This window comes from Terriglobales bacterium, assembly GCA_035543055.1.
GTDB lineage: Bacteria > Acidobacteriota > Terriglobia > Terriglobales > Acidobacteriaceae > JAIQFD01.
Map to the genome: position 1 here is coordinate 1 of DATKKJ010000138.1, position 12,367 is coordinate 12,367.

The following is a 12,367-nucleotide window of genomic DNA, read 5'->3' on the forward strand; positions in this document are numbered from 1 at the left end:
GCCTTTTCACCGACGAACTCCAGCGGCGGCGCGGCGGCGATGGCGCCGCACTCCACGGCGGACTTGAAGAAGAGCTCCATGCCGGAGAGGTTCTCGGCGTCGAGGGAGAAATCGATGTTCTCGGTCAGGTAGGCGCGCACCTGTTCCTCGGTGAGGCCGACGCGCGGCGCCCATTCCCGCGCCAGGGCTTCGACATTCTGCAACCCGTGGTCGCGCGAGCTCTGAAAGATCTTCACCAGGTCGAGCGGGCTGCTCTCCGCCGCTTCCGCACGCACGGCCCAGAACGCAAAGACGAAGGGCTTGCCGGTGAGGCGGTTCCATTCCTCGGCGAGGTCGTAGCAGACAAACTTGGTGCGGTCCACGGTGAGCGCGGGGTCGCCGATGATCAGCGCGGCATCGCACCCCCGCAGCATCTGCCCGAGATCCGGGGCCATGGGTTGAAGCTGCCGCGAGCCGCCCCAGACCTTGCGAAAAAGCACCCGGGCTAGAGTCACGGAGGTGCGTGAGGATGTATCGGCAGCCACCGTCCGCACTTCCTCGATCGGTTTCTTGCAGATCAGCAAGATGGAGCGCACCGAGCGCTTGCTGGCGATGGCGACATCCGGAATGACCTTGAGGCCGGGAATGGACGCATAGGCCACGACCGGGACGATACCGATGTCCGCCGTACCCGTGCGCAGCGACTCGGCGCAGCCGGAGGGCACGGTATAGAAGATCTCGAAGTGCCGTCGCAGGTCGCCGTGGTCAAAGTCCCACATCAGCGGCGCGGTATTGAGGAAGGAAATGGCAGAGATCCGGAGCCGGGGCATCGCGGGGAATTCTAAACCAAACGATAGTGGTCCATGTCCTTGACGGCGGTTTCGGCAAGTGGCTACCCTCGGCGGTTGCATGCAGAGCGCCGCGACCAATGCGACCGCCGCCGCCCATCCGCTGGAGTGGCTGGCCCTGGCGTTGACGCCGGGTATGGGCGCTACCCGCAGCCGGCACCTGGTCGAGCACTTCCAGTCGGTGACCAACGTCTTTCGCGCGTCGCTCACTGAACTGGAGGCAGCGGGACTGCCAGCTGCGGCAGCCCAGGCCATCGGGACCGGCAAGTCGTTCGAGGCTGCGGAGCAGGAGATGGTGCGCGCGGCCTCCGCCGGAGCGCAGATCGTCACCCTCGACGACCCGCTCTATCCTCCGTTGCTGCGGCAGATCTATGATCCGCCGGTGGTTCTGTACCTGCGCGGCGACGCCGCTGTGCTTACGCAGCCGGCCATTGCGCTGGTCGGCACGCGCCATCCCACGCCTTACGGGATGGGCATGGCGGAGCGTCTGGCGTGTGACTTGGCCAACGCCGGACTGGTCATCACCAGCGGCCTGGCGCGCGGCGTGGATGCCTCGGGACACCGCGGCGCCATCCACGCCAAGGGGCGCTCCATCGCCGTCTTCGGCACCGGCGTGGACGTCGTCTATCCGCGGGAGAACGGGCGCATCGCGGACAGCCTGCTGGCCCTGGGCGGCGCGCTGGTGTCGGAGTTCGCCCTGGGGACCTTTGCGGCGCCGCAGAATTTTCCCATCCGCAACCGCATCATCAGTGGGCTTTCGCTGGGCGTGCTGGTGGTCGAAGCCGGCGAGTACAGCGGCACGCGCATCACGGCGCGCTGCGCCCTGGAGCAGGGTCGTGAGGTCTTCGCCGTGCCCGGTAACGTCACCAACCGGCTATCCTGGGGCCCCAACACGCTCATCAAGCAGGGCGCCAAGCTGGTCGCCACCTGGGAAGATGTCTTCGAAGAGCTTCCCTCGGAGGTCAAATCGGCATTGAAGCCCGCCTCACCTGAATCCCTGACCCCTTCGACCGCATCCTTATTCGAGGGAGAGAAGCTGTCCCCCCACGAAAAGCTCATCCTGAGCCAGTTGAAGAAGGACGAAGCCACCCACATCGACGAACTGGTGGAGCACCTGGAACCGCAGGTATCGTCCTCGGAAATCTTCGCAGCGCTGTTCGAATTGGAGCTGGCGGGCAAGATCCGGCAATTGCCGGGAAAGAATTTCGTGAAAAGCTTCTGACCGCTCCGAGTAGCCGCCAACAGCGTAATCGTGCTAGCTTGAATCCCGGGGGACCCACAGGAGAAGTTTTGGCTAAGGCATTAGTCATCGTCGAATCGCCCGCCAAGGCGAAGACGATCAACAAGTATCTCGGCAAGGACTACGAGGTGGAAGCCTCGCTCGGTCACGTCAAGGACCTGCCCAAGAGCATCCTGGGCGTGGACATCAAGAACGATTTCGCGACCGATTACGAGGTGATCCCCGGCAAAGAGAAGGTCCTCGCGAACCTGAGGAAGAAGGCGAAGACCGCCTCGGCCATCTACCTGGCGCCCGATCCGGACCGCGAAGGCGAAGCCATCGCCGCCCACCTGGCGGAAGAACTCGGCAACGGCAAGAAGAAGAACGGGACCCCGATCCATCGGGTGACGTTCAACGAGATCACGCAGAAGGCGGTGCGGGCCGCTTTCGAACATCCCCGCGAGATCGACCGTAACTTGGTGGACGCGCAGCAGACGCGCCGCGTACTCGACCGCCTGGTCGGCTACCAGGTGTCGCCCCTGTTGTGGGACAAAGTGCGCCGCGGGTTGTCGGCCGGGCGCGTGCAGACAGTCGCGCTCCGGCTCATCGTGGACCGCGAACGCGAGATCAAGGCCTTCGAAAAGAAGGAGTACTGGACCCTGGACGCGCACCTCGCCGCCGCCAAGCCCCCGGCCTTCGACGCGTACCTGGTGGGCTCCAATCCGGAAAAGAACGTCGTCCCGAGCGAGGAAGAGGCCAAGCGGATCCAGGCCCTGCTGGAGAAGGCGCAGTGGACGGTCACCAGCGTCGAGAAGAAGGAGCGGCGCCGCAGCGCCACCCCGCCGTTCACCACCAGCAAGTTGCAGCAGGACTCCTCGCGCAAGCTGCGCTTCAGCGTGAAGCGCACCATGATGATCGCCCAGCGGCTGTATGAGGGCGTGGAACTCGGAGAAGAGGGCTCGGTCGGCCTGATCACCTACATGCGTACCGATTCGACCGCGGTGTCGAACGACGCCATCGTCGAGGTCCGCGAGCACGTTGGCAAAGAATTCGGGCCGCAATACCTGCCCGAGACGCCGAACGTCTACAAGCAGCGCAAGGAAGCGCAGGCGGCCCACGAGGCCATCCGTCCGACCGCGGTCGCCCGGCATCCCGACGCCATCAAGGGCTTCCTCAAAGAAGACGAGTACAAGCTGTACAAGCTGATCTGGCAGCGCTTTGTGGCGTCGCAGATGAACCCGGCGGTCTTCGACCAGACGACCGTGGACATCGAGGCGCGCACCGATGGCGACATCTTCCCCTTCCGGGTCACCGGTTCGGTGCTCAAGTTCGACGGCTTCCTGAAGGTGTACGAGGAATCGAAGGAAGGGAAGGATGAGGAGGACGAGGCGCTCAAGCACAAGCTGCCGCTCCTCGAGGCCGGACAGAAGCTCACGCTGCGCTCGCTGAAGCCGGAGCAGCACTTCACCGAGCCTCCGCCGCGCTTCAACGAGGCGTCGCTGGTCAAGGAACTGGAAGAACGGGGCATCGGGCGGCCCTCGACCTACTCGGCCATCCTCTCCACCATCCAGGAGCGGCAATACGTGCAGAAGGCGGGCGGCAAGTTCGTGCCCACCGAGATCGGCCTGGTCGTCACCGACTTGCTGGTCGAGAATTTCAAGGACATCTTCGACGTCAGCTACACCGCCCGCCTGGAAGAAGAGCTGGACGAGATCGAAGAAGGCCACGAGAAGTGGACCGACGCCCTGCGCGAGTTCTACAAGAAGTTCGAGAAGGACCTCCGCTACGCCTCCAAGCACATGGAGAACATCAAGCGGATGGAGAAGCCCACGGCCGAGAAGTGCGAGCGGTGCGGCTCGCCCCTGGTCATCAAGTGGGGCAAGCACGGCTCCTTCTACGCGTGCAGCTCCTACGACAAGGACGATCCGAACAGCTGCACCTTCACCAAGGAGAATCCCATCGACCTGCCGGACCTGGATTCGGCCGACATGCAGGAGACGACGCAGGAGGAATATTGCGAGAACTGCGGGCGGGTGATGGTGCTCAAGCGCGGACGCTTCGGGCAATTCATGGCCTGTACCGGCTATCCGGATTGCAAGACCACGCGCCGCCTCGACCAGGGCAAGAAGGTCCCCGACATCCCGCTGGACGAGAAGTGCCCGAAATGCGGGCGCAACCTCATCCTGCGCCACGGGCGCTACGGGGAATTCGTCTCCTGCAGTGGCTATCCGGATTGCAAATGGGTGAAGCAGAACTACATCGGGATGAAATGCCCGGAGTGCAAGCAGGGCGAGCTGGCGGAGAAGAAATCGCGCTTCGGCACGATCTTTTACGGGTGCGACCGCTATCCCAAGTGCAAGTTCACCTCGGCGCACAAGCCGCTGGATGAGCCCTGCCCGAAGTGCGGCTCTCCTTACCTCGTGCTCAAGAATCTAAAGTCGGGGCCGGTGATCTCGTGTCCCAACAACAAGCGCGGAGAAGAGAAGGCTCGCCGCCGCCGCAAAGCCGAGCCGGAGTCAACGGTGCAATGCGATTACTCGCGTCCCGCACCCCCGGAGATGCTGCCACCGCGGCCGGAAGCGGGCCAACCGGAAGCGCCGCATGCGGATTGATCCCGCGCCCACCGGCAAAGTTAGCGAAGCAGGCAGCCCGCCGCAGCTGATCTACGAGATGTACTCCTTGATGTACTCGTCCTGGGTCTGGCTGAGTTCCTGCGCGGTCCCGTCGAAGATCACCTTGCCCTCCTTCAGGATCAGGAAGCTGGTGTGGACGTCGCGCGTGCTGCGCGCGGCCAGAGGCCGCATCTCGTTCGCCTCGGTATCGAAGTAGTGGGTAGCCATGATGAAGGCGTCCTGGAGGCGATGGGTCACCAGCAGGGCGGTGGTCTTGTACACATCGCGCTGCTTCACCAGCAGCTCGACGATGGTGGTGGAAGTGATCGGGTCCAGGCCGCCGGTGGGTGAATCGTAGAGCAGTACCTCGGGCTGAGCGATGATAGCTCGGGCGATCGCGACACGGCGCCTCATGCCTCCGGAAAGCTCCGCCGGGAACATACTGACGGTGTGCTCGAGTTCGACGAACCGCAGCGCTTCCCGAACCCGCCGGTCCAACTCCTCTTCCGGGACGTCGCCTTCTTCGATCAGCCGGAAAGCCACGTTCTCCCGGACGGTCAGCGAATCAAAGAGCGCGCTTTCCTGGAAGACCATGCCGACCTTCCGCCGCAGCTCGAAGAGTTCCTCCTCCCGCATCTCGGTGACGTCGTAGCCCAGCACGTAGATGTGCCCTCGGTCGGGCCTCACTAGGCCGAGCGCCAGCTTCAGGATGGTGGACTTGCCTACCCCGGCGACGCCGAAGACCGCCTTGGTCTCCCCCCGCGCCACCTCGAAGGAGACTCCGTCGAGCACCTGACGCCCTTCGAACTCGATGGAGACGTCGTCGAACACGACCGCTTTGTGCTGGGCCGGCTGCGGAGCATCAGCGCCTTGCTGGTTGGTCAGCAGCTCAGACATATCAGTGGGGGAAGAAGACCATCAGCACGCGGGTGAGGAAGAAATCCAGCACCAGGATGAGCACTGACGACGCCACCACCGCCTGGGTAGTGGAGCGGCCCACGCCCTGCGTCCCGCCCTTGGTGGAAAGGCCGTAATAGCAGCCCACGCTGGAGATGATGAAGCCGAAGAACACCGGTTTCACCAGGCCCATCAGGACATCCGAAAACACAAGGCTCTGCCAGGCGTTGGACCAGTACTGGTTGGCGTCGAGGCCGAGCATGACGTACGCCACCATGAAGCCGCCGGCCAGACCGACCAGGTCGCTGATGATGGTCAGGAAGAACAACATGAAGACCGTGGCCACCACCCGCGGGGTCACCAGCTTGCGGCTGGGATCGGTCCCCAGGGCGCGCATGGCGTCGATCTGCTCGGTGACCTTCATGGAGCCGAGCTCGCTGGCCATGCCCGATGAGTTGCGGCCGGAGACCATCAGTCCGGTCAGTACCGGCCCCAGTTCGCGGACCATGGAGAGCGAGACGAGTTGTCCGATCAGGGTCAAGCTGCCGAAACGCTGCAGCGTGTTGGCGCCCTGCAAGGCCAGCACCGCGCCGGTAAAGAAGCCGGTCAACACCACGATGGGCAACGAGCCCACACCGATCAAGTCCGCCTGCATCAACGTGTCGGCCAAATACCGCGGATGCCCGAACAGGTTGGCGATGGAGCGCCATGCCAGCAGAGAGTACTCCTGGATCGCCAGCACTCCCTGCTTGGCATAATCGACCGGAGACAAGAGTTCCATGGAAGGCCGCAATATAGCAGAGGTCTGGGGCGAAACCAATCGGCTCTTGCCGCGTCCAACCATCGCTTTATAATGCGTCGCATTGCGGGGTGAGGACGTGAACCAGAAATCTGCTGCCACAGCGAAGCCGTTGGTTCAGGACGGCTGGGTCCGCAAGTCCGAACTGGATGCCTGGCTGGACCGTTGCCTGCCGGTCCCGACCCGGGTCATCAGCAACGAGGAATACGAGCCGATTCCGCAGACTGCGCAGCAGCGACAGGTCGAGCAGGAGATCGTCGCCGGCGCCGGGCGTCACGCCCGCCGCCTGGGAATGGACCGCCGCCAGTTCCTGCGCAGCTCCTGCGGCATGGCCCTGGCCTTTGCCGCCATGAACACGGTCTTTGGGCCGCTGTTCCGTGTGGAAGCGGAAGAACTATGGGAGCCGGCGGCCGCCGACGCCAAGGCGCGTTTCTTCATTTTCGACGTCCAGACGCACCACGTTGCCATGCCCTGGCAGGCGCCGGAAGCCAGCAAGGACTTCCTCGACGCCGTCGTCGGGATGCGCGGGACCGCCCGCCGCATGAATCCCGACCTCAAGGACCGCACGCCCAAGATCGAAGACGCCTACCTGGAGAACTACATCAAGGAAGTCTTTCTGGACAGTGAGACCGATGTGGTCGCGCTGAGCGCCCTGCCCGCCGAATCGGAACAGACCAGCGTCCTGACTCCCGACGTGATCGGAAAGACCAGAAGCTGGATCACCGAGCTCACACGCTCGCCGCGGGTCATCAGCCACGGCTATTTTTCACCCGACCTGGGCACCCGCAACCTCGAGTACATGCAGGGACAAACGGAGAAACTCAAGATCGACGCCTGGAAGGGTTACAGTGGCGTCGCCCGTGCCCAAGGCAAGCAGGGCTGGCGCATGGACGACCAGAAGAATTCCTATCCCGCGCTGGAGTACTCACGCAAGCGGGGCATTCGCAACATCTGCCTGCATAAGGGCCTGCCGTTCCCCGGCGATCCTGCATGGTGGAACCCGATGGACATCTGCCAGGCAGCCAAGGATTTCCCCGGCATGAATTTCCTGGTGTACCACTCCGGCTTTCGCGGGCTGCAAAGCGTTCTGCCCAAAGCGGAAGACGGATTCGCCAAGGATGCGCACATCCCGTGGGTCTCCGATTTTTGCGCCTGGAAGAAGAAGAACCCGGACGTCAAGAACGTGTACATGGAGATGGGGAGCACGTTCGCCCTCATGGTCTCGGCCAATCCTCTGCTGGCGGCTCACGTGCTCGGCATGATCATCGACGCCTTCGGCGACGACCACCTGTTGTGGGGCACCGATTCCATCTGGTGGGGCTCGCCGCAGTGGCAGATCGAGGCCTTCCGCCGCCTGGAGATGCCGGACAGCTTGCAAAAGCGCTTCGGCTACAAGCCGCTGACCGACGACGTGAAGCGCAAGGTCTTTGGCCTGAATGCCGCCCGCGTGTATGGCGTGGACCCCAAGACCAAGCTCAACCCAATGCCGAATGACTACGTGGAGCGCCTGCGCAAGCTCTACAAGCAGGCGGGCGCGCCCACGCCGTCGAACACCCAGTACGGCTGGGTTCGGGCGGAGTCGGTGGCGCTTCACTGAGACGATCGGGAATCGTGGGAATGGAAAGGCCCTCACAAGGGCGAAGGCCTTTCAGGTCGTCTAATCGCGGTTCTTGCGCTTGATCTCGATATTCAGCCGCTTGATCTTCTGATTGAGGGTGGAGAGCGGGATGTGGAAGCGCTCGGCGGCCTCGGTCTGGTTCCAGTTGCACTTGTCGAGCATGTCGGTGATGATACGCCGCTCGCATTCCTCGATGATGTCGAACAGCGAGGCGTCGGGACGCTCCTCGAAGGCGGGAACGGCCACACCGCGCCCGGTGATGGAAGGCGGCAGCAGGTCGGCGGTAACCACCGACCCCGAGGCCAGCACTACCGCGCGCTCGATCACGTTCTCCAGTTCGCGCACGTTTCCCGGCCACTGGTAATCCAGGAGGGCACGAAGGGCGTCGGACGCGATCTTCAGCTCCGGCTTGCCGTTCTCCTCGCAGAACCGTTTCAGGAAGTGCTGCACCAGCAGGGGGACGTCTTCCGGGCGCCGGCGGAGCGGCGGCAGTTCCACCGAGATCACGTTCAGGCGATAGAAGAGGTCTTCGCGGAACTTGCCTTCCTGCACCGCTTGCTTGAGGTCGAGGTTGGTGGCCGCGATCACCCGCACGTCCACCTGGATCTCCTGCACACCGCCCAGGTGCATGAATTTCCTGTCCTGCAGCACGCGCAGGATCTTGGCCTGGGTCTCCAGGCTCATGGTGCCGATCTCGTCGAGGAAGATGGTGCCGCCGTTGGCCACCTCGAACAGGCCCTTCTTGGAGCTGACCGCGCTGGTGAACGCGCCCTTGACGTGGCCGAAAAGGGTGGACTCGAGCAGGTCGGTGGGCATGGAGCCGGCGTTGACCGGCACGAATGCGCGGTCCTTGCGCGGCGAGTTCATGTGGATGGCCTTGGCCACCAGTTCCTTGCCGGTGCCGCTCTCGCCCTGGATCAGCACCGTGGAGCGGCTGGGCGCCACCTGGGCAATGAGGTCGAAGACCCGCAGCATGACCTCGCTGCGGCCGACGATGTTCTCGAAGCTGTAGCGTTGTTTCAGCGCCCGCTTGAGCTGGACGTTCTCCTGCTCCGCCTGGCGGCGGGCGATGGCCGCCCGGATGTCGGCCAGCAGCTTCTCGTTGTCCCACGGCTTCTGGATGAAGTTGACCGCGCCCGCCTGCATGGCGTTGACCGCGTTCTCCACCGTGCCGTAGGCAGTGATCATCATGACCGCCAGTTCAGGGTCGCGCTCGCGGATGTCCTTCAGGATCTCCAGGCCGTTGCGGTCGGGCAGCGCGAAGTCCAGCAGGACCAGGTCGAACGGCCGCTCGGCGATGCGGGCCAGGCCCTCCTCGCCGGTCTCCGCGCTTTCGACCGAGTAATTCTCCAGCAGGAGCAGGGTCTCCAGCGATTCGCGGATGGCCTCTTCGTCGTCAATGATCAGGATGCTCGGCGCCGCAGCCTCTTCTTCCACGCGGACCCGCTGTGCCATTACCGCCGCTTCAGACATGGTTTCCTCTTCACAACTGCGATCTCTGCGGGCTCATGTGCCCGCCACCTGGACAGCCCTCAAGCATTCACGGCCTTCCGCACCATGGGGAATTCCAGGTAGAAGGTCGTGCCTTCTCCCGGCCGGCTCTCCACCCGGATCTTGCCGGCGTGCTCCTGGATGATCCCGTAGGTGACCGAGAGCCCCAGCCCGGTTCCCCGCGGCTGTCCGTCGCGGGGATTGTTCTTGGTGGTGAAGAACGGGTCGTAGATGCGCTGGATGTGCTCGGGTGCAATGCCGCTGCCGCTGTCCTGGACGATCACCGTGACGCTGTTCCCGTTGGAGGTGGTCACCGACAACGTCCCGCCGCCCACCATCGCGTCCTTGGCATTCAAGAACAGGTTCAGGAACACCTGCTGGAGCTTCCCGGCATTGCCGTGGATGCGCGGCACATCCGCCGCCAGCGACGGCTGCACCTTCACTCGCGCCGTCCTCATCTGGTGGTCCAACAGCGCCAGGGTGTCGCTGATGATCTTGTTGATGTCCACGTCGCCGAACTCGCCTCCGCTGGTGCGGGAGAAGTTCAGCAGATTGTTCACGATCTCGGACGCGCGGAAGGTTTGGCGGGTGATCTTCTCCAGCAGCTCGGACTTCCTGGCGTCGCCCTGCACCTGCTTGGCCAGCATCTGGGCATAGGAGCTGATGACCGCCAGCGGGGTGTTCACCTCGTGGGCCACGCCCGCCGCCAGCAGGCCGATGGACGACATCTTCTCCGCCTGCGCCAGCTGCGATTCCAGCCCGATCCGCTCCGTGATGTCGTCCACGATGATGAGCCGCCCGATCACCTGGAATCTCTTGGTGACCAGCGGGGCGATGGCGACATTGGTCACGCGCGGCTCGCCGGCAGGCGTCTCCAGCCGGAACTTGTAGAGGTTGTGGATGCCGGCGCTCTGCCGGAAGCGGTAGAACTCCTCCACGAACGACGGGGCAAAGACCTCGGAGATCCTGCGCCCCAGGGCCTCCGCCCGGGACATGGCGTACATGACCTCCATCTGCGAGTTCCAGGACTCGACGCGGTCCTCCAAGTCCACGGCCAGCACGCCCACGCTGATGGATTCGACGATGTTCTCGTTGAACTCCTTCAGCCGTTCGTACTCGCTCACCTTCTCTTCCAGAGACTCGTAGAGGCGGGCGTTCTGGATGGCGATGCCGATGTAGCCGGCCAGCGTCTCCAGCAGCTCAACGTCTTCGCTGGAGAGGAAATCGCCCTCCATCGTTTTGCCCAGGCCGAGGGCGGCGATGACCCGGTTCTGCACCGTGCAAGGGATGTAGTAATTCAGGTCCAGACGGCGGATGGTGAACTGCACCGATCCTGTCTCCCGCACTACCGCAGCGGTGTTCTCGAAGAACAAGTGGGCGGCCGCCAGCTCGGAGCGCTGGGCGCTGAGGAAGCTCAGGTCCAGGTCGCCGATCTCGGAGATGCCGAACGACTTGGCCAGGGTGAAGCCCTCTTCTCCCGTGGCCAGGAAGACAGCAACCCGGTCTACCAGCAGGGTGCGCGCCAGGCGGTCGATCACCGACGTCAACATGCGATCCAGGTCAGTCTCCGAACTCAACTCCCTCCCGAACTCGATCAGCGTCCGCCGGTAGTCATAGCGCTTGCGGTAGAAGACCTTGTCCAAGCGCTCCTGGATCCACTTCTTGATGGGCTCGAACAGCAGGGCGGTGATCACGATGGCGGCGATCAGCCCCGCCGGTCCGGCACTGGGCACGCTCTTGCGGATCAACTCCGCCGCCAGGCCTACCGCGCCGAAGTACACGCCCACGATGGCGGCCGTCGCCAGGGTATAGGCCATGCCGCGCTTGAAGATGATGTCCACGTCCATCAGGCGATAGCGCACGATGGCGTAGCCGAAGGTCAGCGGCAGGAAGACCAGCGAGAGCACGCTGATCTTCATCGCCTGGGTGGGGACCGTGCCGTCCAGGTAGGGGATGACGTAGAAGAGGGTGAAGGGGGCGATGGCCAGGGTGGTGCCGCGGGTGACCCACTTCATCTGCTGCCGCACGATGGGCATGGTGACCCGGCGGTAGGTGTGCCAGAAGATAGCGGCCGCGCCACAGAACAGCAGCGCCAGGTACAGCATCTGCACCCGGTCGAGGTTCCAGCGCAGCTCCTCGCTGGCGGGGTGGGTCCGGATGACCCAGACGTGGAGCGCTCCCAGCAACAGGGCCGGCAGGTACACGAACGGGATCAGCCAGCGGCGCTCGCGCACGAATCCCTTGGGCTCGGGGAAGGTGAGCGCGAAATGCAAGAAGAGCGCCGGTTGCAGCAGCCAGGCGCCGACGTTCGTCCAGTAGATGATCTCGTCGAACTGGTTCAGCTTGCCGGTGTACTTGAAGGAATAGAAAACGAACGAGACCAGGCAGAAGACGTAGAAGTGCATGGACTTCGGCGCGGTCCAGCGCCGCAGCAGCACGTAAAGCCCAATGCCAAGGTAGATCAGGGCGATCAGCCGCAAGCCGGCGTTCAACGACTTGTCTACCGGCACCAGAATGATGGTGACGTCGAGGGGCACGTCCTGCCGGACCAGCGAGTACGTGGCCTGTTTCCAGACGCCGGTCTTGTACAACTGCCGTACCAGCTGGACCGTGCTCGAAACCGTTTGGTTGTTGATGGCGGTCAGCTCGTCGCCCGCCTTGATGCCGGCGCGCTGGGCCGGCCCGCCGGGATCCACCCGCTCCGCCCGCAGCCAGCCTTCGTGTTCCACCCACCAGACTCCGTCGTAGGGGGTCTGGAATTCGCGCTCCTTTTGGAAGTTGATCAGGGCGAAGACAGCCGCCGTGAGCGTCACGATGGCCAGCAGGATGGCCGAGAACCGGACGTTGAGTTCCTTGCTCATTTGGCCCCGCGGAGCGTGCGGAGACGTCCTTTGAGGCGGCTCC

General features: G+C 63.8%; 8 protein-coding genes. 3 read left to right on the forward strand and 5 right to left on the reverse strand.

The window, feature by feature from the left end:
* A partial coding sequence (locus VMS96_09595; protein ID HVP43677.1) for a menaquinone biosynthesis protein occupies positions 1-809 on the reverse strand: 809 nt, incomplete at its 3' end.
* Between the two features lie 79 nt (positions 810-888).
* On the opposite strand from VMS96_09595, the gene dprA reads away from it, so the two are divergent.
* Both dprA and topA read left to right on the forward strand, forming a co-directional pair.
* Entirely contained in the window at positions 889-2,049 is a 1,161-nt protein-coding gene (gene dprA, locus VMS96_09600; protein ID HVP43678.1) for a DNA-processing protein DprA, read from the forward strand.
* Between the two features lie 68 nt (positions 2,050-2,117).
* Positions 2,118-4,658 (forward strand): type I DNA topoisomerase, encoded by a 2,541-nt coding sequence (topA, locus tag VMS96_09605; GenBank protein ID HVP43679.1) that lies wholly within the window; start codon positions 2,118-2,120, stop codon positions 4,656-4,658.
* Positions 4,659-4,709: 51 nt separating this feature from the next.
* Here the strand turns inward: topA and VMS96_09610 are convergent, their stop codons facing one another.
* Entirely contained in the window at positions 4,710-5,555 is an 846-nt protein-coding gene (locus VMS96_09610) for an ATP-binding cassette domain-containing protein (protein ID HVP43680.1), read from the reverse strand.
* Between the two features lies 1 nt (position 5,556).
* Positions 5,557-6,336 (reverse strand): ABC transporter permease, encoded by a 780-nt coding sequence (locus VMS96_09615; protein HVP43681.1) that lies wholly within the window; start codon positions 6,334-6,336, stop codon positions 5,557-5,559.
* Positions 6,337-6,433: 97 nt separating this feature from the next.
* On the opposite strand from VMS96_09615, the gene VMS96_09620 reads away from it, so the two are divergent.
* Positions 6,434-7,951: an amidohydrolase family protein gene (locus VMS96_09620; protein ID HVP43682.1), complete on the forward strand. Its 1,518-nt coding sequence runs from the start codon at positions 6,434-6,436 to the stop codon at positions 7,949-7,951.
* Between the two features lie 60 nt (positions 7,952-8,011).
* On the opposite strand, the gene VMS96_09625 is transcribed toward VMS96_09620, so the two are convergent.
* Together VMS96_09625 and VMS96_09630 are read right to left on the reverse strand one after the other, a co-directional pair.
* On the reverse strand, positions 8,012-9,445 hold the full coding sequence (locus tag VMS96_09625; protein ID HVP43683.1) for a sigma-54 dependent transcriptional regulator: 1,434 nt from the start codon (positions 9,443-9,445) through the stop codon (positions 8,012-8,014).
* 59 nt (positions 9,446-9,504) lie between these two features.
* Positions 9,505-12,324 (reverse strand): ATP-binding protein, encoded by a 2,820-nt coding sequence (locus VMS96_09630; GenBank protein ID HVP43684.1) that lies wholly within the window; start codon positions 12,322-12,324, stop codon positions 9,505-9,507.
* Positions 12,325-12,367: the final 43 nt, after the last annotated feature.

Excerpts from the sequence above, each read along its gene's own strand:
- VMS96_09625 (HVP43683.1), bottom strand. The coding sequence starts at position 9,445 with ATGTCTGAAGCGGCGGTAATGGCACAGCGGGTCCGCGTGGAAGAAGAG.
- dprA (HVP43678.1), top strand. The coding sequence starts at position 889 with ATGCAGAGCGCCGCGACCAATGCGACCGCCGCCGCCCATCCGCTGGAG.
- VMS96_09615 (HVP43681.1), bottom strand. The coding sequence starts at position 6,336 with ATGGAACTCTTGTCTCCGGTCGATTATGCCAAGCAGGGAGTGCTGGCG.
- VMS96_09630 (HVP43684.1), bottom strand. The coding sequence starts at position 12,324 with ATGAGCAAGGAACTCAACGTCCGGTTCTCGGCCATCCTGCTGGCCATC.
- VMS96_09610 (HVP43680.1), bottom strand. The coding sequence starts at position 5,555 with ATGTCTGAGCTGCTGACCAACCAGCAAGGCGCTGATGCTCCGCAGCCG.